The organism is Pantoea sp. B9002 (genome assembly GCF_013385945.1).
Taxonomy (GTDB): Bacteria; Pseudomonadota; Gammaproteobacteria; order Enterobacterales; family Enterobacteriaceae; genus Pantoea.
In genome coordinates this window covers 35030-57647 of sequence record NZ_JACAPA010000045.1, presented here as the reverse complement: position 1 = coordinate 57647, position 22618 = coordinate 35030, and the positions used below count along the sequence as shown (strand labels likewise).

The 22618-nt window shown below is 55.0% G+C and carries 25 protein-coding genes; 6 read left to right on the top strand and 19 right to left on the bottom strand.

The window, feature by feature from the left end:
* Position 1: 1 nt before the first annotated feature.
* From HX773_RS20180 to HX773_RS20150, 7 genes are read right to left on the bottom strand one after another with little or no spacing between them, the layout of a single operon-like run.
* Entirely contained in the window at positions 2 to 556 is a 555-nt protein-coding gene (locus HX773_RS20180) for a TraV family lipoprotein (protein ID WP_176973012.1), read from the bottom strand.
* The gene (locus HX773_RS20175) at positions 549 to 890 is read right to left on the bottom strand and encodes a hypothetical protein (RefSeq protein ID WP_176973011.1); all 342 of its coding nucleotides are present in this window, start codon (positions 888 to 890) and stop codon (positions 549 to 551) included. The genes HX773_RS20180 and HX773_RS20175 overlap by 8 nt, the downstream gene beginning before the upstream one ends.
* The gene (locus HX773_RS20170; protein WP_176973010.1) at positions 887 to 2242 is read right to left on the bottom strand and encodes a TrbI/VirB10 family protein; all 1356 of its coding nucleotides are present in this window, start codon (positions 2240 to 2242) and stop codon (positions 887 to 889) included. The genes HX773_RS20175 and HX773_RS20170 overlap by 4 nt, the downstream gene beginning before the upstream one ends.
* Positions 2232 to 2957, bottom strand: a complete 726-nt coding sequence (locus tag HX773_RS20165; RefSeq protein WP_176973009.1) for a type-F conjugative transfer system secretin TraK — start codon at positions 2955 to 2957, stop codon at positions 2232 to 2234. The genes HX773_RS20170 and HX773_RS20165 overlap by 11 nt, the downstream gene beginning before the upstream one ends.
* Positions 2950 to 3522, bottom strand: coding sequence for a TraE/TraK family type IV conjugative transfer system protein (locus HX773_RS20160; protein WP_176973008.1), 573 nt, complete (start codon positions 3520 to 3522; stop codon positions 2950 to 2952). Before HX773_RS20160 ends, HX773_RS20165 begins: the two co-directional genes overlap by 8 nt.
* Positions 3523 to 3539: 17 nt before the next feature.
* A complete protein-coding gene (traL, locus tag HX773_RS20155; protein WP_176973007.1) occupies positions 3540 to 3836 on the bottom strand; it encodes a type IV conjugative transfer system protein TraL in 297 nt (98 codons plus the stop codon).
* 9 nt (positions 3837 to 3845) lie between these two features.
* Positions 3846 to 4175, bottom strand: a complete 330-nt coding sequence (locus HX773_RS20150) for a type IV conjugative transfer system pilin TraA (RefSeq protein ID WP_176973006.1) — start codon at positions 4173 to 4175, stop codon at positions 3846 to 3848.
* A gap of 283 nt (positions 4176 to 4458) precedes the next feature.
* On the opposite strand from HX773_RS20150, the gene HX773_RS20145 reads away from it, so the two are divergent.
* On the top strand, positions 4459 to 5790 hold the full coding sequence (locus HX773_RS20145; RefSeq protein WP_176973005.1) for a hypothetical protein: 1332 nt from the start codon (positions 4459 to 4461) through the stop codon (positions 5788 to 5790).
* Between the two features lie 46 nt (positions 5791 to 5836).
* On the opposite strand, the gene HX773_RS20140 is transcribed toward HX773_RS20145, so the two are convergent.
* Entirely contained in the window at positions 5837 to 6238 is a 402-nt protein-coding gene (locus tag HX773_RS20140; RefSeq protein ID WP_176973004.1) for a hypothetical protein, read from the bottom strand.
* Positions 6239 to 6634: 396 nt separating this feature from the next.
* Here HX773_RS20140 and HX773_RS20135 point away from each other — a divergent pair, with 396 nt between their 5' ends.
* Positions 6635 to 7132 carry a lytic transglycosylase domain-containing protein gene (locus HX773_RS20135; protein ID WP_176973003.1) on the top strand — a complete coding sequence of 166 codons (498 nt, stop codon included), beginning with the start codon at positions 6635 to 6637 and terminating at the stop codon, positions 7130 to 7132.
* A gap of 260 nt (positions 7133 to 7392) precedes the next feature.
* Here the strand turns inward: HX773_RS20135 and HX773_RS20130 are convergent, their stop codons facing one another.
* The 3 genes from HX773_RS20130 to HX773_RS20120 form a co-directional block, all read right to left on the bottom strand.
* Complete coding sequence (locus HX773_RS20130) at positions 7393 to 8247, bottom strand: LPD29 domain-containing protein (RefSeq protein WP_176973002.1); 855 nt, start codon at positions 8245 to 8247, stop codon at positions 7393 to 7395.
* Positions 8248 to 8311: 64 nt separating this feature from the next.
* Positions 8312 to 8902, bottom strand: a complete 591-nt coding sequence (locus HX773_RS20125; protein WP_039390129.1) for a hypothetical protein — start codon at positions 8900 to 8902, stop codon at positions 8312 to 8314.
* A 699-nt stretch (positions 8903 to 9601) separates the two neighbouring features.
* Positions 9602 to 10879, bottom strand: a complete 1278-nt coding sequence (locus HX773_RS20120) for a hypothetical protein (protein WP_052259259.1) — start codon at positions 10877 to 10879, stop codon at positions 9602 to 9604.
* A gap of 592 nt (positions 10880 to 11471) precedes the next feature.
* On the opposite strand from HX773_RS20120, the gene HX773_RS26000 reads away from it, so the two are divergent.
* On the top strand, positions 11472 to 11594 hold the full coding sequence (locus HX773_RS26000) for a hypothetical protein (protein WP_255433277.1): 123 nt from the start codon (positions 11472 to 11474) through the stop codon (positions 11592 to 11594).
* Positions 11595 to 11743: 149 nt separating this feature from the next.
* On the opposite strand, the gene HX773_RS20115 is transcribed toward HX773_RS26000, so the two are convergent.
* The 8 genes from HX773_RS20115 to HX773_RS20080 all read right to left on the bottom strand — a co-directional run bounded on the left by HX773_RS20115 (position 11744) and on the right by HX773_RS20080 (position 18540).
* Positions 11744 to 11974: a hypothetical protein gene (locus tag HX773_RS20115; RefSeq protein WP_176973001.1), complete on the bottom strand. Its 231-nt coding sequence runs from the start codon at positions 11972 to 11974 to the stop codon at positions 11744 to 11746.
* A 45-nt stretch (positions 11975 to 12019) separates the two neighbouring features.
* Complete coding sequence (locus HX773_RS20110) at positions 12020 to 12580, bottom strand: hypothetical protein (protein WP_176973000.1); 561 nt, start codon at positions 12578 to 12580, stop codon at positions 12020 to 12022.
* A 42-nt stretch (positions 12581 to 12622) separates the two neighbouring features.
* Positions 12623 to 12946 carry a hypothetical protein gene (locus tag HX773_RS20105; protein WP_031378066.1) on the bottom strand — a complete coding sequence of 108 codons (324 nt, stop codon included), beginning with the start codon at positions 12944 to 12946 and terminating at the stop codon, positions 12623 to 12625.
* 84 nt (positions 12947 to 13030) lie between these two features.
* Positions 13031 to 13534 (bottom strand): hypothetical protein, encoded by a 504-nt coding sequence (locus HX773_RS20100; protein ID WP_052259260.1) that lies wholly within the window; start codon positions 13532 to 13534, stop codon positions 13031 to 13033.
* A gap of 962 nt (positions 13535 to 14496) precedes the next feature.
* Positions 14497 to 14937 carry a DUF1173 family protein gene (locus HX773_RS20095; protein ID WP_176972999.1) on the bottom strand — a complete coding sequence of 147 codons (441 nt, stop codon included), beginning with the start codon at positions 14935 to 14937 and terminating at the stop codon, positions 14497 to 14499.
* Entirely contained in the window at positions 14886 to 15827 is a 942-nt protein-coding gene (locus HX773_RS20090) for a DUF1173 family protein (protein ID WP_176972998.1), read from the bottom strand. Before HX773_RS20090 ends, HX773_RS20095 begins: the two co-directional genes overlap by 52 nt.
* 536 nt (positions 15828 to 16363) lie before the next feature.
* The gene (locus HX773_RS20085; RefSeq protein ID WP_052259261.1) at positions 16364 to 16735 is read right to left on the bottom strand and encodes a hypothetical protein; all 372 of its coding nucleotides are present in this window, start codon (positions 16733 to 16735) and stop codon (positions 16364 to 16366) included.
* Between the two features lie 104 nt (positions 16736 to 16839).
* Complete coding sequence (locus tag HX773_RS20080) at positions 16840 to 18540, bottom strand: DUF4942 domain-containing protein (RefSeq protein WP_176972997.1); 1701 nt, start codon at positions 18538 to 18540, stop codon at positions 16840 to 16842.
* Between the two features lie 642 nt (positions 18541 to 19182).
* Between HX773_RS20080 and HX773_RS20075 the strand changes: the two genes are divergently transcribed.
* The 3 genes from HX773_RS20075 (at position 19183) to HX773_RS20065 (ending at position 22455) form a co-directional block, all read left to right on the top strand.
* Positions 19183 to 20073, top strand: a complete 891-nt coding sequence (locus HX773_RS20075; protein ID WP_176972996.1) for a LysR family transcriptional regulator — start codon at positions 19183 to 19185, stop codon at positions 20071 to 20073.
* Between the two features lie 192 nt (positions 20074 to 20265).
* A complete protein-coding gene (locus HX773_RS20070) occupies positions 20266 to 21324 on the top strand; it encodes an alpha/beta hydrolase (RefSeq protein WP_255433276.1) in 1059 nt (352 codons plus the stop codon).
* Between the two features lie 12 nt (positions 21325 to 21336).
* Positions 21337 to 22455: an NADH-dependent flavin oxidoreductase gene (locus tag HX773_RS20065; protein ID WP_176972995.1), complete on the top strand. Its 1119-nt coding sequence runs from the start codon at positions 21337 to 21339 to the stop codon at positions 22453 to 22455.
* Positions 22456 to 22618: the final 163 nt, after the last annotated feature.

The window sequence follows — 22618 nt, the reverse complement described above, 5'->3', positions numbered from 1 at the left end:
CTCACATCAGGATACCGTTCCAGTCACCGTGACTGGAAACGCTGTAAATAACTTCGCCCATGTGGACGCTGTTGTCGGGGGAGACGTAGGGTGCTATCCAGATGCGTGCCACCCCGTCCGGGCGGCGAAACGCAGCGGAGGGCTCCGGGAAGCAGTGCGCGGCGCTGCAGTACGCGGTCTGATTAGTGGTGGTGTGCAGCACGCCGTTTTCCCGCGTGAACGGCCGGACCTCACCCGAGGCACCCAGACGCAGCGGTATGCTCTCGCGGTCGCCACTACGACCGCCGGGGACTTCAGCCTGCGGGTCAAGGCGGATGGTGCCGGTATCAATCAGGCGATAGTCATCGAGGCGGATGCCTGCGCCGGTAAATCCGGCGGTACCTGACGCCGCTGCAGGCGCGTTGCCACTGCTGCCTGCGGACATGTCGTCGGCCTGAGACATCCAGACGCCGGTATCTTTTGCCGGCTTATCGAACTCAAAGTCGCTGTTCATGCCCGCGCAGCCGCCGAGCATCATGGTCAGCGCGCAGACGTACAGGGCGTGTTTCTTAGTCATGGTGATCTCCGTTAAGGTCAGAAATTTCGGTAAAGTCGATCCAGAGATCGCCTTTACTGCCGTGGGTGCCGAGACGGGACAGCATGCTCATGGCGAAGGCGTCGCCGGGAGCCACCTCCAGCAGGCGGCGCAGCGTTTCCCCGAACAGTGCGACGTAACCGTCGTCCGGAATAAGGCCGGGCTTGCAGTAGAGCTTTTTGACGCTGTAGCCCAGCGCCTGCAGCCCCGGGATGCGCGCGTCGGCGTCGCGCCCGAAGCAACTCACCGTCCGTTCGGTAAACACCATCCAGCCGCAGTGCTCGGCGTGACGAAGCCGGATTTTTGCCTCCGTCATTGCCTGACGCCCTGCGGGGTCATGTTCTTCGCCTGCCCGCCTGAAGGCGTGACGAAGTCATTCATGTTGAGCTTTGTCGCGTCGCCGAGTTTGCCCACCAGGTCCGGCGGCAGACCGCTGTTGCCTCTGGCCTGCGTCTGGGTGTCCTGCTGCTGCGTGCCGTTGCGCTTCTCTTCTTTCGCGAGCTTCGCCGCCTCTTCATCCTCAATAAACTTCGCCCGGAAGCCCTCGATGAAGACCACCTCTACGCGGTTCGCCGCACCAATCGGGATGATCGGGTGATACTGCTCGGCGCGCTCGATGTAGTAGTCGGCGAGCTTGTCCGCTGCTTTGCCTACGCCGCCGCCCACGGCGCTGCGCGCCACGTCACCGCCGCTGACCGAACTGGTGGCGCCAATGCCGGTGACCGTCTGGCCCACCTGTGAGGCGCTCTGTCCCAGTCCGCCCAGCGCACCGGCGGTAAACGCCAGCCCGAGGATCTTGCCGTTGCGCATGACCGGCACGCCCTTGATGCCGTTCTTGCCGTAGAAGGCCACGTGCCCCTTTACGGCCTGGTCAATGTGCTTGCCGTCGATGATGCAGGACAGCCGCTGGAGCTGAACGATGGCGCGCTCGCTGGAAATGTCACCGTAGGCCGCCGCCGTCACGAAGCAGTTGTCGAGGTGCACAAGCCTGTTGTTACCCGGCAGGTGCGCCCTGCCCTTGAGCTTGAACTGCATGGGGACCAGGTTGTTCTCGCCGCGCACCGAGGCGTTGGCGTCGGCTCCTTCAATGATGATGGCGTCGGAGAAGGTACCGGTCGGCACCCAGAAAGAGGTGTCCTCCGCCTTCGGCTCAAACTGCGAGTAGTCAAAGGTCTGGTTATCTATCTGCCCGGTCTGCACCGGCGCGGGTGCAAAGGTGTACTCCGTTCGCGGCGGCGTATTGCTGACCGCCCCCTGCTGCGCGGCCTGTCCGGACGGAGCGGCCTTTTGCTGATTCTTCAGCTGGTCCATCAGGTCGCTCACGTTCTGCTGCAGCGACTTGTTGTTGTTCATCACGTCCGACATCTGGTCTTTCAGTGACTTGAAGTCCTTCTGCATTGAAGAGAGCTGCTCGCGCGCTTCCTTCTCGCGGTTCTGCGCGCTCACCAGCAGCGAGCCCTGCCCGGAGCCGTCAAAGGCGTTCACCACGCCCCCGCCGGTCAGGTCCGGCTCGGCGGCAGCCTTATCCGGCTTGCTTTCCTGACTCCCGGTTTTTCCGCTGGCGCCCCGGTTGGCCAGATACAGCCCGCCGATGATGACGGCGGCCGCGGCCAGAATGATGCCAAACAGCCGGCGCTGCTTGCTGCGGACCAGGCTGTTAAGGTTCATCCGGGCCTCCCTTCGTGCGGAACACGGTGATGACAGACACCTTCGCGCCCGGCTCCAGCACGTCGAGCTGCGGGTGGAACGCCACGGCCATCACGCCCGGGCTCCAGAAGTAGCGCTCGCTCAGGCGGATGCGCTGCGAGGACAGGCTGGTGAGGTCGGTGCGCACGATGCGTACGCGGTCGCCCTGCCAGGCGGTGACCGGGCGTAACGCAAATGCGCTCTTTACTGCGTCGCTGACCGGCACATCGGTGTTTTTACTGAAAACGTAGCCGTCAGGTTTGCGGTTGGTGAGGAAGCGGCCGACCAGCGTGCTGATGAGCGCGCTGTAGGTGTCCTGCTTCTGCTCAAAAGTTCTGGCCTCCTCCGTGCCCTGCACCTCGCGGTTATCAACGGTGAGGCTCAGCCCCGCACGCTTACCGGGCATGGCCTGCACGGAAAAGGCAAAGCCTGAGGCGGTCTGCACAAACATCGTGAACGGCTTGTCGGTGATGGTGGAAAACACAATCGCGCCTTCCGGCGTGGGGGATTTGGCGCTCAGTACCCCCTGCGCCGCCTGCACGCTGAGGATGCGGTCATCACTCACGCGCAGATAGTTGGGGTTGGTGTTGCTCACCGCCGCGTTCACGCGCGCGCCTGGATTGAGGGTCAGCTGCTCGGCGCGGGCAGTCATCGCGGTCAGCAACGCCACGGCGCTGATTAGCAGGTGTTTACGCATCGGGAACCTCCAGGAATGCGTTCCAGCAGAGACGGTTGTTGCGGGTGTCGGTGCGCAGGCGGTAGTGCTTCTTCACCGGTCTGCCGTCGTGCAGCCCGTAACTCAGCTGCAGATCGCCGGTCACGTCGACGATGCCCCTGTCCGGCCAGACGCTGACGTCTTTCGGGTAGAACACCGAGCCGCCGCTGTTGCCTTTCACGCGTGAGGCCTCATCCGCCAGCACGCCCTTAATGGATTTCTCCGCGCCGTCGCAGGCGCCTGCCAGCAGCATTTCGTGGCTGGCCTCGGCGTTATTGTCGGAGATGTTGAGGCGCAGGTTGAGCCACGCCAGCGCCATCAGGCGCAGATAGCGGGCGTCGCCGCGCTCGCCGGTAAAGCTGAACGGCGTGTCCGCGCCGTAGGGAACAATGATGGTCTGACGGTTGTTAAGGAGCTGATTCACCAGCGCGCGGTTATCACCGTAAAGGCGCCAGCACAATGCCAGCGCCAGGATCGCGATAACGAGCAGCACCAGAATCGCCACGGCCATGTTGCGGTTGCCCGCCGAACGCAGCTTTAATTCCATGATGTCTCCGGAGAGGGTCAGGCGACCCAGTGCCGTTTGTAGCTGTCGGGCAGGATGCTGATGAAGAAGCGCATCACTGAGGTGGGCAGGCACCAGTACGCAAGGTTGAGAAGATACTGAGATCCGCGGCCTTTCTTGAGGTGACGTATTCCAACCACGGCGGCTAAGAGCGTGGGGCCAAAAATCCACATGTTGAGAAAGATAGCCAGCAGTGCCAGTGGCACGTACAGACAGAACTCATCAGGTGGCAGCCCCACGAACCGCTTTTGCTCGGAAAACGTAGCCGCACAGGAATACCGGTCACGTTTATCCATAAGCAGCCTTTAAGCAGGAATGACGTTGAAGGCGACGTTCACAAATACCAGCAGCGCAGCGATGCTGCCGAACAGCGCCAGGTTCTTGGTTTTGATATACGTGAAAGCGATGAAAGCAATCTCAATAACATAAAGGATATACACTACAGCGGAGTTACCGCCGAACGTATCCGTTACATCTGTTTTGGCCCCGGCGAAGTAGTCCTGAGCGTGGGCGGGCATCACAGAAACAGCCAGGACCGCCAGTGCAGAAAGCAGCGCGGTGGTACTCAGTTTTTTCCACGCTACCGCCCCTGCCTTGCGGCAGTAGGTTACAGACGAAGAGAGAGAGCCCTTCATAGGTTTTTTCCTCAGTTAGGGATATAATGATCAGTCGGTTGAACTATCGTTTGTCGTTGTCCTGATGGACTTAAGTCAAATTTTGTTCTTTTTGATTACGCCTCCTTTACATATCTGTGGGATTGAAACAGAAACTTACGGTTTCTTAACTGGCTGACGTTTTTTTACGCTCCACGATCACACACTTCAATATAAGTTATTGATCTTACTGATCAATTTCATTTATCGTTAAGGTGAGCGATTTCACTTAAGTCACTAACCGATTGAATGGAAATGAAAAATCATGGCTGAGACTGCCGATTTGGTTGTTCATATCGCCGATCCGGCGGGCGTCACGGCTGAGATTTTTAGGACAAATGATGAGGCCGACTTAAGTAACCTTCTGAACGAAGCGTTGCTGCATTACATACGCGATCCCGGCTGGTTTGAGGTCAACACGCCGAAAGGCCACTTCTACGCCTGCCAGCTCGTCACCTACCCTTTCCTGTCCGTGCTGAGTAAATATGCCTATTCCTCTCAGGTGAAAATCCTTGCTGAACGCGTAAGGAAGATTATCTATCCCTATAATTCAGACACTGTTGTGCCGGACGCCTGGATACTGATAAACCGGGATTTAGTCACCCCGTTACGCCGCCCCACGGTGAACCTCTGGCTGGCGCGTAAATTAAATAACAGCCTGAATAAATCCGTGTTCATCGAACCGGATGCAGAGGCTGAAAATAAACAGGACGCCCCTACAGTAATATCAGTGCTGCCCGCTCCGGCAGTGAAAGACACACCGCCTTCCAGGCCGAGAAAAAGAAAAGGTGGACCCGATCCCGAAAAAGTCATGGCGCGCGTCACGCTGGGCTGGCTCGTCAGGGATATCTGCGAAGAACAGAAATGTTCTGAAGGCTACGTCTATAACCTGATTAAATCCCGCAAGGGAACGTCGGCGATGGAACTGCGCTGGAAACAGTGGGAGGTAATTTCGGCCATGTATCACGCAGAGCCGAAAATAACGGTTGAGGAAATCGAAAAGACCTTCAGAATTACCCGTGCTGCGGTGTACTACGCGGTCAGAAAAATAGCAGAACGTGACGGTAAAACTTTAACCCCCCGGGAGCGTGAAAAAAAACTGACGCCCGATGATGCCAAAGAAATTAAGAGAAAATTAAGCGAGGGGGCGCTCAGAAAAGATATCCTCGCCGAATATGGTATTACCGCAGAGACGCTGATTAAGCACATCGGCACGCGCGAGGATTACCGACCCGTTCCGGAAGAATTAAAAGAACAAGTCATTCGGCTGCGCGTGCAGGGAAAAACGTTGCAGCAGACGGCGGATATTCTTGGTATTACGGTATCCACAGTGAAAGACGCCTGGAAGGAAAAGAAGCATTCGCCTGACATTCAGGAAAAGCGGGTTAAATACGATAACCGGAACCCTCTTTCTAAACGCGACCGCGATCAGGCCGTCAATGCTGTTTTAATCGACGGGCACACCCGTAAACAGATTTATACCCAGTACGGTATCAATGCGCTGACCCTGCGACGCTATATTCGGGAAGCGCAGAAGAGAGAACTCAAAGCGCTACAGGAAAATGATGTCAATTCGAAAGACAGTGATGATAGCTGATAAGACGAGTCTGGCGCCGGAGAGAAAGCACCAGACATAAAAAGGATTATTTAAAGTATTCCTGCAATTTTCCGGCAACGCGTTCGTTCACTGCCTTAACCCACTCCGGATCAAGAACCATTTCATTTTTAATAACCTTACTGGCATCGACCGTTTCCTTCTGGACGCCGAAGATAGCGTCAGTGATAAAACCGCTGACGAGAACGTTTTTAGCAATGAATTCCAGCTTCTGGTCCAGCGTTTTCTCTGAAGCATCTTTGTTGATTTTATTTTCATAAACCCGAAGGCCGAGCTTGAACATATCCATCACGAATGCCGAGCGGTTAGCCGTATCGCGCGACTCACCGTCTTCCAGCTTTTTCTCTACATGCCCGTCTATCTTTTCCAGCAGTGAAAAAGGGATTGTAAGATTAACCCGATTACGCTTACCTGAATTATCGTCATTCATATTTTTTTCTCACTCTCATTTTTATTTATGCATCAGAAGAACACATCTGACCAGTCCATCTAACAGGATTCAAGTCGGCTTCTTTGGGTAACCATCAGGTAACAAGCTACTTTAAATTGGGTAACCATATGGAAACCATCTAACCTAAAAATATTCTAACCTACTGATATATTTATAACAAACTTTCTGGTAACCTTTAAAAAACCTTCTGGATTCCAAAGGGTTACCATCTGGTAACCAATAGTTAGCCTAAATTTTCTACGATTTCATGCTAACCAACTGATCTGGACTGTGTAATTAGACAAATTTAAATTTGCGAGTGGTGTGTAAAAATCACTTTCTTATGATATTATTGAGAGCAACAACCTCCCCGACCTTTTCAAAACCGGAGCCGCGATGCGACTATTTTGGTACGCTGCTGCCCTGCTGGTTACAGGCATTATCCCGACCAGCGTGAAAGCGGACTGTTTTATTAAAGCAGGTGAATGGTATTCCATTGATCCGGATTATCTTCGGGCTATCGCCTGGCAGGAATCGCACTACAACCCGACGGCTATTAATACCAATAAATCTGATGACGGGAAGCCGGGAAGTAGTGATTATGGTATCATGCAGATTAACTCGGTAACCATGCGCAGATTACAGAAAGAATATACGGGACTGAGCAAAGAAAAGCTGCTTTCAGATCCGTGCCTCAATATTTACATCGGGGCGATGCTGCTGCGGCGCAACTTCAATCAGTACGGCACTACGTGGCTGGCGGTCGGAATGTACAACGCAGGTATGAAGAATATTCCGGTAACGATCAAGAACCGGTATAACTACGCGATGATCATCGACGGGCATTATAAAGACATTAAAGCCGGAAAGATCCCCCGCGTTCCCATCGGCTGATGCTAGTTATCTATTTATCCAGCAGGCGAGAGAATCGTTATCCATTTCTGGGCGCCGGTTAATTCTCAGACAACACTGAACATCAACGCACAGAATTGCCCGTGACGGTTCAACACCGGAACAGGGTAACCCGGGTCGCGATATAAAATTTCAAAATTCCCTATCCAAGATAATTATGTAAATCCCTTTTTTCTGTCGTGCTTAAATTTACCGACAGAAAAAGCGAGGCAAAAAAAAGGAGCCCTTCGGCTCCTCCATACTTAAGCAGTGGTTACCGCAAGTATCTTATTTATTTCGCCCTGAATGCCATGACCGTGGCCAAAGTAATCCGGACGGATACGATACAGTTCGCCAGAGTTGTAACGGGCAACAGATACCTCTTCCCCATCGAGAAGGTGATCATATTTAATTTTAAGGATCCCGATAGCCTGTTGTTTCATCGCGTCCGAGTAACCGCGGTCAACAAAAACATAGCCCACGCCGCCATAAATTTCATTGAACGGAGATGAACAGGAAACAGACATATCCTGCATGCCGTCAAAATAACTGTCGCGGTATTTTTTCGTAATCTCTTTTACCTGCTCTTCCGTCGGGCCATCTGTCCAGTTCACACTGACGCTGTCATAACTGCGCTTGCGAACCGAGAATTTTACGCCGGGAAATTTTGCCTTCAGTTCTTTGCGGATATTTCCTGTTACCTGCACCGCCCCTTTTTTATCCTGAGACAGGTCGGAATATTCCGGTGCTGTTTTTAGGCGTTCACATTCAGCACGATATTCCCTTTCCTCTGCCTCGCGTTCATCCGCCTCCCGAATCTCTTCTGCCTGCGCATGTTCAACGATGCGAATAACTTCTTCCGCCGTTTTTATTTCCGGGAATATGCTCCACTGCCTGCCGTGCAGAATACTTTCAGGCAGCCCCCGGGATATTTTCCCGCTCTCGAAAGCAATATCAAAGGTGGCATTCCCACCATACGAAACGACGCCCGAAAGCGATCCCACCGAGGCCGGCTTCTGCTTCCCGTGGATGGCAAAAACAACCCCTCGACCACGATTGTAAAGCACCGTACTGACAACCTGACCGATGACCACTGCCTGCGCATTTTGCATTTTCATTTCAGTTTTCCTTAAGTCGGTAAAGATGAAAGCGCGACCCGCTAAGGCAGGCCGCCGCACGGTTTCAGAAAGGGATCTCGTCAAGTCCGGCATCATCGCCGCTGGCAGTTTCCTGATTTTCACGCTCAGGATTCAGGGCTTTTTCAAGCGTGATAAAACCGCGCGCAACGTCACTGGCCTGGTAGTGATCCAGCCCTGCCTCCATCGCCGCATCGAAGGCCGCCAGAAACTTCTGCACTTCCTCATCCCGCACCTCAACAGCCATGCGGATATACTCCCGACGGACCTTCTGAAAAGAGTTCGTGCGATAAAAGACCTGGCCACGACTGGCAATGAGATAACGCCCGGCGGGGTTCTCTCCCATGTCGTACAGCGCCGTCATGCCGCCCTCTGAACTCGCCAGACGTGGCAGCTCCCTGTGCCCCGCATCAATCAGCGCATTCACCTCGTTTTCATCGAGCAGCAGCACATCAACGCCATAGCTGCCGTTACGCGCCGGGAAGTGCTTCCCTTCAGCAGGCGTGACATTTACGCCGCCTTCCCCTCTGGCATGCCAGCGCGTGCGCAGGTCGTTCGTGCTGACGCAGATTTTTTGGCCGTTAACCCATGTTTTGGAAGATTCTGAAGCGGCGACGTTGACGTTGTTTGTGTACATGCTGCATCTCCTGTCAGGTGGTTAATTCATGTTTCGGTGAGTTCCTCGCGGCAAAGGGCTGAGAAGTACGGGCAGGCGGCAGTGACCAGGGCGCCTCCGGCGTGCATTTCACCCTGGTGACTGACGAATGACTGTGCTTGGATTCGCCCGCCGCGTGGAACCAACCGCAACATGACCACCGCGCTGGTAATGAGCAGGCACACACCCGACCGCAACGCGGGCGTCCTTAGCGGCCACGTCTGTTTGTGGCCAGTGAACGCGCGGGCGCACGCCCGCTGCAGGGGTTGACCTTGTAGTTGCCATCAGACCCTAGCCGCCAGGCCCGAAACGCCGCTTCTGGCGGTTCGGCGGAGCTTACCGGCTTGCCGGTTAGCGCAGTCGGGCTCGACGACCCGGCCTGCCGGGGAGCCGAAGGGGGCCACCCGTTTGTTGATGCTTTTAACTTTGATCACCAGGAAACAGGAGAAGCAGCTGCTGCACACTGCAAGACTTAATCGCTACAGGAAGCAGAGAGAGAAGTAAGAGAAGTAAAAGAGATGAGCGACAACGAAAAGACAGCGCCCCACACAGAGAAAGCGCAGGCGATGGAAGATGACCGGTGCGTCAGCACCGGTGTTCTCCGGCCCGCAGGGCCGCCCGCTTTTCAGCTCGCCTGAAGCGGACAGGATCTCCCCTGCCCCGCTCCCGGCTGGCACCGTATCAGAATGGTGGTCTGTTGTGATTCAGGTGAGAGATGAGAGAACCCTTGATGCCTTTCCAGACCATTTCACCATTTTTGCCAAACTGCTCGATGACAATCTCTCTGGTCAGGAGCCAGGCACTGATCACCGCCGCCGGGATCTTTGGACGCAGCAGTGACCAGTCAGTGACAGAGCGGCTGACGTGATCGGCAATGCTCAGTGCCACGCTGTGCAGCGCTTCAAAACGATCCCGGCGGGATAGCTGCGAAGTATGGTCGCTGAGTGAAATCAGAGACGTCATATCAGCCGCCATAAATGGCGACAAGCCATGTGTATTAAGCCTTGCGCTCCAGGTCTTACGCTCAGGCCGGACAAAAGACGCGATGGCAGCAGCCACCTCAGGGTGTCCCATCCACGCGCGGTCGACAATGGCTGCGCCTAATTTTCTCGCTTTCGCCCGTAGCTGCCTTGCGGTCTCATAATTGTCCCAGCCTCCCTCGATTGCCGCTTCCGTATAGAGCGCGTCCTGCTCAGCGTTGATACGCATCAGTTCAGCAGTATCGGTAACGTGTGCATGCCATGTCATGCTGTCCACGTCACCGGTCAGCACCCGGCGTTGATTCTCGTCACAGATAATGAAGGTCTGAGGATTAAAGCGAAGCGGCCCCATATCACGACCAAAATCTCTGTCGTAATAGTCTTCACCTTCCATTCGTGGATCCCATTCATCCTTCAGCCAGGCGCTGGCGGCCAGATCCATCGCTTCCGCAACCGTCCAGGCACGCCCGAGGCAAATTGAGCCGTCCTGCCAGTAGGTGCCGAAAATCGGATCGTCTTCGGGATATTCGATTCGCCCGTCGACTTCCACGCTGAACGGTTTCATGCCTTCGGCGGCTGATGCCAGAAAACGCTCGCGATTTGCCGCCGCGCGACTAGTGAACACCGTTAACGCAGGAAGCGCGCCTGAAAAGATTTCCCGCCAGAATTCGCTATAACTCGCCAACGACTCAACCGAGCACACCATATCGAGTACTGACTGGGTGGTGATCGCACCCATGCTTTCAAGGCGCTGGACAATTTCGGGGGCAGTTTGCGGACAGAGGTACTGATCTTCGATTTGGTCACTATCCATTTCGGCTTCAATGCGGTCCAGGGCCTGATACATCAGCAATTCACCCTCTATTTTCGCCAGAGCCACCAGCAGGTCAATTTTGCGCGCAATCCAGAGGTTTTCAGGGCTTTTCACCCATGTTTTGGGAGATTCTGGCGTGGCGGTTTTGACGTTGTGTGTGTTCATGGCATTTCTCCTGTCTCTGTGAGGGTTCATGTTTCGGTCGATCCAGTCGCGGCAAAGGGCCAAGTAGCAATGACAGGCAGGCAGTACAAGGGCGCCTCCGGCGTGCATTTCACCCTTGTACTGAATGAATGGCAGTGCTACGAAAAGCCCTCCGCGCCTGGGTTGACCGGAACAGCCTCACCAAACGGGAAGAGGACATGAACACACCCCGGACGGCTTTGCCGGACCGGGCCTTAGCGGCCACGTCTGTCTGTGGCCAGTGAACGCGCTGGCATCAGCCAGCTGCAGGGGTTGACCTTGCCGTTGCCATCAGACCCCAGCCGTCAGGCCCGAAACGCATCTTTTCGCGGTTCGGCGAAGCTTACCGGCCTGCCGGTTAGCGCAGTCGGGCTGACGACCCGGCTTGCCGGGGAGCCGAAGGGGGCCATGTGTCTTGAGTTATGACTGACAATGAGACAGGAAGGCATAACCAGAACCAGGGGAATGCGCCAGCGATATCTCTTAAAACGGCGTTGAAGCGGTAATAAGGAAAAGAGAGCAAATATGAAAGAACAGGCTGCCGGGATAAGGAAGCTGCGGAGAGGGATGCGCGGTGCGTCAGCACCGCCTTTCTCTGGGCCCGAAGGCCCGCAAGATTTCAACGGCGGCGGAACATCTGCACAGCCATCAGCAGCAGGCAGACACCCAACGCCGCAAAATCGATCATAGCGGCTGAATCATACGTAACGGTTACGGCATAAGCCTAATCACCGGCCTCTGATAGCCTGTATTCATTGTCCGAAAAAGCCGCCGCTCTCCCGTTCGGATCTGGTGTGCCGGGGACAAACTCCCGAACACGCAGGCGGCAACACATAATGAGCGCCATCAACGCAAAGGCGAGCCCTCCTGTTCTTCGCTGATAAGCACAAAATAGCGGTGCCGCTGATCCAGCAGGTATTCACGCGTCTGTTCGCTTATCCATGGTCGCGCCGCTTCTGCGGTATAAAGGTTGTAAGAACGGCATTCCGCTTCGGTCATGACGTGACCGGTCCAGGTCACATAGCCTGCTTTGAGCGGATTCTTTAGCGCCTCCGCCAGTGGTTTCTGCGTAGTCATGGCTGTCTCCCGTTGCCCCCGCAGCGCACCGCGGGGGATCGCTGTTTACCCTTGCAGGCGTGAATAATGCCAGTGGCAGAACGGGCTCAGTTCATCCGCTTCAGGCAGGTTCGCCCGTGCATATTTTTCCAGGCCATCATGCTCTGACCAGAACAGCTCCAGCGCGCTCACGGTTAACACGCCGCTGACCTGATAGACATTGGTGGTCTGAAACTCGCTGTTTTCCGGGTATGCCTCCTCGCCGAGGGGATTGGCTGAATGCACGATCCGCGTTTGATAGGTATCGGGGGCGGCTCCCGCCTTGGATGCGAAAACCGTGACGGTGACCTGTAGCTGCTCCAGCGGCTTAATCAGCAGCAGATCGGTTGAGGACGCATACTTGCCCGTGTCATAAATCGCTTTGTCACGCGTAAACGTGGCGGCTGCCAGGTATTCAAGCTGCATGGCAAAATCGGTGCGCAGCGCGGCGCTGTTGACGTTAAAATCGGGCCGGTTGATAACGAAAAGATGGCGGCGCAGGCTGCGACGAATGGCATCAAAATCAACACCGCTGGGCTGAGTCTCTTTAACTGGCATAACGGGAGCTGTCATGGTGAAATCCTTCATGTGGTTTGCTCAATAAAGGGCGCAACCGCGCCCCTGCTGCGTTCAGTTCTGCTGCCAGCGATGGGTGATCATGCCGGGCATCAGTCGGTATCCCACGTCGTACTCCAGCACCGCGACGGGCCATTTATCGCGCAGGTAAATCCGCAGCCCTTCCGGCTCGTCGGTGGGTTCATGGATAACACTGCACATGCCGAGTTCTTCCCACGGCACCGCGCTGAATCCGGCAAAGGTTCCCGCTTCGCAGATGTACGCATACAGATCCGCAAACTGCGCCGCTGTCAGGTCCTGCAACGGCTCCTGCCCTGTCCCACTGGCGGACAGGTTTACATCCTGTGTCGGCTGTGCGACGATTCGGTTATCAAACATGTCGTTACTCCTTCGTGATTGATGTGACCAATAAGAGTTGCCGCTCGAACCGGTCGTTAAGAGAGCAGGCTTTCGCCTGCTTTTTTAATGCGCGATTTCCCCCGCCATCGCCAGCACGGCACCCAGCACCAGATCCGCGTGTTTTTTCCAGGCATAGTCCCGGCACTCGAAATAGCGTCCGCGAATATGCGCGAAAATGTGCGTCACCTTCCCGGAATACATTTCACAACACTTGAACGTCTCGCCTGCGGGTGAGGACTGCCAGTCCAGCGGCGTCAGCACGGTCAGCTGATCCATCCAGCGCGCTTCACTCACCTCCTCCCACGGCCTGAACAGACGTGTACAGAACAGGGCATCTGCCTCGGATTCGGTCATCAATGCCATGTCGGCGTACTGCACCTGCAACTCCTCCAGCGTTTCAAAACTGAACACGGACACGGTGCTCCCGTCATTCAGCGTGATCGCCTCACTGAAAATCGTGCCGGTATCGATGCGCACAAACACCCGCTCCTCAGCCTGTGTGCTCCTGCCCTTAACCCATGTTTTGGAAGATTCTGAAGCGGCGACGTTGATGTTTTGTGTGTGCATGCTGGTGCTCCTGTCAGGTGATTAATTCATGTTTCGGTGAGTTCCTCGCGGCAAAGGGCTGAGAAGCACGGGCAGGCGGCAGTGACCAGGGCGCCTCCGGCGTGCATTTCACCCTGGTGACTGACGAATGACTGTGCTTGGCTTCGCCCGACGCGTGGACCGACCGCAACATGACCACCGCACCTGAAATGAGCAGGCACACACCCGACCGCAAGGCGGGCGTCCCTAGCGGCCACGTCTGTTTGTGGCCAGTGAACGCGCGGGCCCATGCCCGCTGCAGGGGTTGACCTTGTTGTTGCCATCAGACCCCAGCCGCAGGCCCGAAACGCGCCTGTGCGGTTCGGCGAAGCTTACCGGCCTGCCGGTTAGCGCAGTCGGGCTGACGACCCGGCCTGCCGGGGAGCCGAAGGGGGCCATAAGACATGGCAGGTTTGATCATCGGTGTACCAGACCAGGCAACGAGTGAGAGAAGATAGATGGAAAGGAAGGTAAAAAAAGAAGCGAAGCAAGCACGCGATAAGTTTGTACTCACGATAACGGCTATACAGTCACGGGCATTACCGTCAGCAGTCTCTATAGTTAATAAAGATGATCCAACCGACATCCCATACAGAGAGAGCAAGCATGGAGCCTTCCTATTACTGCTACCTGACCCCGACCAGCTCGGGAGGTGCCATGCTTCACATGAAGGGATGCGCAAAACTCGACAATAGAGATTCCCGCATTTTCCTGGGGTCTGTGTACATATCCTACCAGGCGCTCAGCCTGGCAAGACGTTACACTCTTGATGTATCTATGTGCCCGTATTGCATGGTGAAATAGCTGCATCACCCGTCCGATACCGGCCCGAATGTGCTCAGCATGTCCGGCAGTGATACGCGCATTGTGAGCCCTGCCAACTCCGGACCGCAGCTGCAGAAAACGCTCTGAACCGCCTATACGATTCAGACGATTCAGACGATTCAGGATGACGAATTCTGTGCCGGAAAAGGCGGTATGTTGTCCTCCGCGTTTTTTACGGTAGCGTCCCATGACCACCATCCGTCGGCGCCGAACTCCTTGTTATAGATTTCGGTTTTCACCGCACGCCGCGCGCTGTACTCATCCGTGTTCATGCCAAACACTTCCATCGGCACGGACTCTTTGCCATCCACGTCCGTCAGGACAAAATCCGGCAAGGTGTCTTCCTCAGCATCAAAGCGTAGCGGCTTGATAAAGCTTCGCTCCTCTTCACACAGGCGGGCTTCGATAATCGCCTCATAACCTGAGTCCACCGGGATAAAGCGCGGCGTAACGCGCATCAGCGCGATCCCGATGACCTCCGCTTCCCTGATGGGAACATTATGGCCGTTTATCCTCTCAAAGCGCAGCGTGGGAGGCTCCGTTTCAACGATGGCAACCACCTTATGCCCCGCCTCCAGGCATTGAGTTCGGATCCGAAACTGCGCTCACAGGCTCTCAAGGTATTGGGGGACACGTTAAGCGTCGGGAACCCGATCGGACTTGAAAGGCTCAGGCGCCCCGCCTGCAGCGCGGTGTAGCCATCTTTCGCGTCCGCTTTCAGCAGGGCGATGGCCATCAGACGCTTTTTGTTCTCCGTCGCATAGCGTACCCGCTGCTGGTTGGCCTGCTTCTGGGTCCCCTCACCCGCGGCGCTGACGAGCAGCACGTCGGCAAGGGTCAGCCTGCTGACGCGGATGTTCTGCGCCATGCCGCTGATCCGGCTGGCCAGCCACAGCGCATTGCGCGGCCGGTTCTTCACGTACTGCGGCTTCCAGGTGTTGATTTCAGCCTGCTGCCAGATAAAGTGCCCCAGCCCCAGCAGGCTCATGGAGGGTTTGGATTTACCCGTGCGCGGGTGTCTTGCCGGATTCACATCAGATATGGGTTTGTCGGTACCGTTTTGCCGCGAAAGCCCGACCGGCAAAGTGATGCTGAACGTGCCGTCATCATTGACCCTGACGACGCTTGATAAATAGGCACCTGCCGACGTGTCATCGGGCCAGACCGAGTAAAAGCGACAGTCATGCCGGTGCTGGCCGCCACTGTGTTTCCAGCCTGAAAGGCTGTAGCGGTCTGAATCTTTCAGGTAGCGAACTACCAGCCTGCGAAGGGTCAGATCGTCTGGCTTGCCTTTGCAGAGGCAGGTCACTCTGGCTTCCACTTTATTCGCGTACGCATCCCCGAGCTTCTTGCGCCAGTCGCTGTCGTAATCGAGCTGCTCATGAGGCTGAAAAATCCCACCCTGAGGCAACCCGGTTATCTGCGCACTGAACGTTGTTCCTTTGCCCATCTCATCCTCCTTCAATAACGCTCTGATAAGGTTAACCTGTTTTATGTTTTAAGTGGGCCAGACGCAAACGATAATGCTCAGGCAGACCGCATGACTGCCCCACCACCGTCACGTTGCCTGTCGCCATCAGACCGCAGCCGCCAGGCCCGAAACGCAGCCCTTCGCGGTTCGGCGAAGCTTGCCGGTTTACCGGTTAGCGCAGTCGGGCTGACGACCCGGCCTGCCGGGGAGCCGAAGGGGGCCATGCACATCACGCGTCAACACGCGCTCATCGCACAATGCTCACAATAAAACACGCAGAAACCAGGTAAACAGACCTGCCGCATTACCTCAACCTCTTCAAAACCCGTGCAGCCGGTTTAGCTAATCACTGAAAAGAGCGCTTGCTATCCATAGTGGATAGTGACTCAGCAGGTTACAGGACGGCGGACGGAAACGGCTGGTGCGTCAGCACCGGGCACTCCCGGGCCCGCAGGGCCGCCCGCCTTTCCGGCGTACCCACAGGCAATGGCAGGGCCAGACCCGGTCCCGCCACCTTACAGTCCGATGTTCTCATCCAACTCGGCGAGATAGTGCATTTCCGCCATGCCCACCAGCGAGGCAAACGTCACCTCCCCGCCGGTGATTTCCTCCTGTTCACACAGGTGCATCAGGTTGGCAATCAGATCCTGAACGGCGGTAAACGCATCATCGCCCCGGCCATCAAGCCCGACGCGCCGGGCAAAGACCCAGAGCGCCTCAGCGGCAACCGTGGCCCGGTCGGTGTTGCCCCAGATTAGCGCCGGACGTTCGGTGCCTTCCGCCATCGCGGCAATCTGCTCGATGACGTCCATGCGCACCGGCTCGCGGGTATCTGTCAGGGCGGGGTTTGTCTTGTTATCCAGTGGTAAGGTTTGCGAAGCAGACATGTTGATCTTCTCCTGGTTGATCGATGTTTAGTGAGGCCCCCGGCTTCGTCGTGGAAAACAGGGGCGGAGAATGGCAGGGCTTACACCCTGCTTTTTTCTGTGCTTTATTCGGGCTTATAAGCCACCAGGCGCACCACGCTTACCCCCGTTCCCGCAAACATGTCCTTGTGAATACCCGACCAGCTACAGCTCCAGTCCTTGAGCACATCCTTAAACAGTATCCCCGCAGGCAGGATAGCGGCGAGTCGCCCACCAGGTTTCACCAGCTCAGCCGCTGCATTCAGATGCGCCAGGGCGCGGCCTTCGCTGTAGGGCGGATTCATCACCACCACGTCAAAGCGTTCGCGCGTCTCCAGCGCCCACTGCAAAAAATCCCCTTCAATTACGTTAAAGCCTTTTGCCTCCAGCACGCGGCAGTGCAGCGGCGAAATCTCCACGCAGGTGGTCTGCGCCATCGGCATCAGGTCAGCAAGCCCGCCCATGCCTGCGCTTGGCTCCAGGCACTTGTCCCCCTCCTGGATGGCCACCTCATCAAGCAGCAGTGAGGCAAGCACCTCGGGCGTCGGGTAAAACTGGTGCGTTTTCTGATCCGGCAATGCACCGCTGAGCTGAATATCCTGAATCGCCGTGGTCGGGTCGTAGTCGAACTCATACCAGGTGAGCGCATTGATGTTCTTCCTCACGCCGCCCAGGCTCATCAGCACTTTCTCAGCTTCGGCGCGTGCGGCCTTGTCTCCGTCCCGGTAACCTTTAAAGCGGCGGTTATACGGATTTGTCGTAATGGGTTCGCGCGGTTCATCCCAGCGGTTAGGCTGAAAGGGTGTGGTGCGCTCGATCTCCAGCTCGCTCAACTCCGCCAGCACGGAGAACGGCAGCAGGTTGGATTGCAGCGCAAAGCTTTTTGCCTTAGTGCGCGGCTTCTGACGGTGCTCTGCCGGGATCGCCGCCGGATGCAGGAAGGCCAGAATGTCATTGAGGCGCCAGGCCATATCCGGGTGAATTTCAAGGTGTGCCGTGCCCTTCAGGAAGGCTTTAACGCGCAGCGCTCCGCCATCGAGCGTGAGCCACTCCCCGGCGCGTTGGCGGGCGATCTGCAAAATCTTGTCCGTGGTGCGGTAGCTGGTGGGGTCGCGGCCCATGAATTTCGCAATTACCTGGCGCAGGTCATCAATGTAGCCGGTGCGCTGGTAGTTATTGCCGCCCCACTCGTCATAAACGCGCGCCATGATCATGCGCTTGCCGAAGCCTTCCGGGCGGTTGGTGACGTGCTCCCCTGACAGGTTGCGAAAGATGCCATCCACACGCTCAGAGAAAAACTTCTCACGCGAAAACAGCAGCTCGGAGAGCGTGGTGCGCACTGTTGCCTCTTCAAAGTCCGGCGCTTTCATCTCGCGGATCTGCTCGTTCCATTCATTGCGGCGATCGTTAGGCATGTACTCGTACACGTCCGTCAGATTTAGCGCCTCCTGCCAGTACGCCGCATTCAGCGACGCGACAGCGCCCGTGACGTCAAACACCTCCCCCACAGAAAAACCGTAACCGCCCCGGCGTCCGCTCAGGTTGCCGCTGATAAAATGCGCCACCGCTGGCGTGTTCTCATGGCTTGTCACTGCGCCTGCGATTTCCCCGATGATCGCGCGGGTGTGCTGGTAACGCCCCAGCAGGGAATCCACCAGATCGGACTCGACCGGGGCAAAGAACCCTTCCCCCAGCACCTCACCCGCCTGGCTTAAATCGCCCTGGCCTTTAAAAACCGATGATTCTTTAGATTCTGAAGCCGTGAAGTTGATGTTCTGCTGTGACATGTTGTTTCTCCTGTTTGCGTTTAAGTGATGTTTCTCTGAGTTCCTCGCCGTGGGGGCAGAACTGGCGCGCGGGCATCAGGCAGAACGCAGGGGAAAACGACAAAGCCGCAGCCCGCAGGGACCGGGTGCAGACGTTTAGCAAGGCGCCCCTTGCGTGAGGCCGCCCGTGTGGCAGGTTTCTGCACGGCGAAGGAGCTTAAGAGAACGAAACAGGAAGGCAGGTGATGAACAGGGCACAGCCCCGGACGGCAGCTTTATGCCGGTCCGGTCCTCAGCGGCCACGGATTTTGTGGCCAGTGAACGCGCTGGCGGTCAGCCAGCTGCAGGGGTTGATTTGGGCGTTGCCATCAGACCCTAGCCGCATGCCCGAAACGCCCCGCACGGTTCGGCGGAGATTACCGGCTAAGCTGGTTAGCGTAGTAGGGCTGACGACCCGGTATAACGGAGAGCTCGGAGGGGGCCATAGGGCTGGTAAGTGCCAAAAGCGGAAGTTGGTAAGCCTTGGTTCTATTGAGCATTAGTGAGTGCTAATGGATATTTGCCGTAGATGAGGAATGTTGGATCGTTACCAATAGACAAACCTCCACGCCAGGAATTATTTTAAATGTAAGAAATATTAATCCAAAAGAACTTGGTCAATAAATGCGCCGTAAAAATATGAAAGATTATCAAGATTTTATCGCAGTTGCCCGTGAAAAAAGTTTCACAAAAGCGGCCGCTCAGTTAGGTGTCTCTCAGTCGGCACTGAGCTACACGGTAAGGACTCTTGAAGCAGATCTTGGTCTTCGTCTTCTTACCCGTACCACGCGTAGCGTTTCTGTGACTGAAGCTGGCGAGCGGCTACTTTCCCGTATAGGACCCCATTTTGACGAAATTGAAAGTGAGATAGCTGCGCTGAGCGGATTGCGAGAAAAACCAGCCGGTACTGTGCGCATTACTACAATTGAACACGCCGGCGATACAATACTCTGGCCTAAACTAGCTCCTGTGATGCTTGAATATCCCGATATCAATATTGAAATTATCAGCGAGTACGGACTCAAAGATATTGTCGCTGAGCGTTATGATGCCGGAGTTCGGTTAGGCGAACAGGTTGATATGGATATGATTTCCCTGCCTCTTGCCAGAGACTTCCGTTTTGCAGTGGTCGGAGCTCCCTCTTATTTCATGGGGAAGACATTTCCGGGAACGCCTCGTGATTTAAACGACCATAGCTGTATCAGATTACGCCTGCCCACTCATGGCGGATTCTATACCTGGGAGTTTCGCAAGGATGATACGGAAATTAAGGTCCGTATTGATGGACGAGCGACTTTCAGCACAATAAATATGATGAGACAGGCCGCCCTTGATGGACTGGGACTTGCTTATCTGCCGCTAGATACCGTGAAGAATTATCTTGAAAACGGAATGTTAGTCCAGGTGCTGACAGACTGGTGTCCGCCCCGTCCCCCCTATCATCTTTACTACCCCAGCCGTCTACAACATTCTCCGGCATTTGCACTTGTGCTTGAAGCACTCCGCGCCCCATAACCTTTGAGCGCTGTTTGTCCTGGTCCATATGGAACTCAGTTTCTTATAACCCTATTAATAAAACCTCCTTCTAAGCCCATGCGAAATTAAGCATCTAATTTCTGAATACTAAAGAGATTAAGATGACGGCTGAAACTATCTGTGTTCTTTCAGCGGCCAGGGCCGTCATCGTGTAAATGAAGGAGTCTTGCAATGAGTAAAAAAGCAGGCGGGTTAAGCCGCCGAAATTTTATCCTGACGAGTTCAGTGGCTTCAGCAGGATTATTGATGGCGGGTCATGCTTCAGCCCTGCTCTCACCAACACCTCGTACATCTGGCACCACGACACACGTAGATGGCGTCAAAGTCAGCAGTGTCCTGTTCCGGAACAATGAAATAATGATGTCCGGAAACGTATATGTACCCCCGGACTTCAGCGAAAACCGTCAATACGCTGCTATTGTCGTTGTCCACCCTGGTGGTGGCGTTAAGGAACAGACTGCGGGACTTTATGCCCTCAAACTGGCTAAAGACGGATTTGTCACCCTGGCGTTTGATGCCTCTCATCAGGGGGCAAGTGGCGGATTACCACGCTTTATTGATGATCCCATGAAGCGAGTCGTCGATTTCTATAGCGCAGTCGATTACCTGACCACTCTTCCTTATGTCGATAATAATCGTATCGGCGCATTAGGCGTTTGTGCAGGCAGTGGTATCACGGTTAAAGCGTCGATGACGGAACGCCGAATCAAAGCGCTGGCAACAGTCAGTGCTGTGGATGTCGGAGCCGCAACCCGTAAGGGTTGGGAGGGAACAACATCAGAATCTGAACTCATTCCAACTCTGGATGCTGTTGCTAAACAGCGCACAGTCGAAGCAGCAGGCGGCGCACCGGTTTATGTCAACTATGTGCCTAAATTGGGTGATGCCAGTGCTCCAAAAGATCTTCAGGAAGCTGCGGACTACTATCTGACCGAACGCGGAAAATATCCGACTTCTACCAATCAAATGCTGATGACAAGTATCAGTACGCTGGCGTCTTTCACCGGATTTGAAGGGGCGGATGTCTTTTTAACACAACCACTTCTGATTGTAGCCGGTAGTAAAGCAGGATCGCTCTGGCACAGCCAGGAATTACACAAAACTGCTGCTTCTGTTCAAAAAACGCTGCATATCATTCCGGGTGCCACACATATGGACCTCTATGATGGTCAGGGTGCAACGGTTGCAGCGAGTAAGCTGGCTCCTTTCTTCAAGAAAAATCTCGCATAGGTATGACTTTCCATGAAACAAACCCCACTACTTGAAAGATTTCCACTTGGAAAAGGTATGACGCTGCGCAACCGTATTGTGATGGCCCCGATGACGACATGGGCGGGTAATGATGACGGCACGGTGTCACATGAGGAAGAAGCATATTATCGTCGACGCGTTCAGGACATCGGTCTGGTCATTACTGGCTGTACACATGTTCAGGAAAACGGCATTGGGTTTACGGGAGAGTTTGCTGCGTATGACGACAAATTTATTCCCGGTTTAAAGCGTCTTGCTATCGCTGCAAAAAGCGGTGGAGCACCGGCAATCTTACAAATATTCCATGCAGGTGTGAAAACCAGCCCTGAACTGGTTTCGGATATTGTAGCTGCAAGCGCTATTACCGGAGGCGCCGGTCCTTTCGCACCGTCCGTTACCCCTCGTGAACTGACATGCACTGAAGTCGAAACTGTTATTCAGGATTTCGGGGAAGCAACTCGCCGTGCGATTGAAGCAGGATTTGATGGTGTTGAGTTACATGGTGCTCATGGCTTTTTACTTCAGAACTTTTTCTCACCACATTCCAACCGTAGAGAAGATCAATGGGGTGGCTCTCTTAAAAACCGTATGCGTTTCCCTCTCAGCGTCATTGAGAGTGTGCGTAAAACGATTGCTGAGCGTGCAACCATTCCCTTCCTGATGGGATACCGGATTTCACTTGATGAGCATTACGAAGATGGGTTGCGCATTGATGAGTCGCTTCAGTTGGTTGATCGGCTGGTCGATGAGGGTATTGATTATCTTCATGTATCACTCGGTGATGCACTTGAAGCCAGACCCGTTGATGCACCGAATGGCCCCAGAGTCATCGAAATCGTGCGCGACCACCTTGCTGGACGTATACCTCTGATTGTTGCCGGGCAGTTGCGAACACCAGAGCAAGCCGAGGATGCTGTTAAAGCAGGGGTATCTTTGACGGCAGTAGGTCAGGGTATGGTTATGAACCCAGACTGGGTTAAATTCGTAGATGGCAAAGCTGAAGGAAAAATTGCTCTCAATATTGCTGCATCAGACGTAGAGCAGCTTGCTATACCCCAGAAACTGTGGCGTGTCATTGAGGATACAACTGGTTGGTTCAACATTCGTTAAATACGGCCTAACCGTAGTATGACAATTAGAATCAACTTGCCATTGATTCATTTCAGAACCTGGAAAGTTCTTACATGGCCGGATTTCGGGATTAACTGGGTTACGGCCATGTAAATTTTATCTTATTCCTTTAAGTCCTCTTCAAACTAAAGGGACATTATAT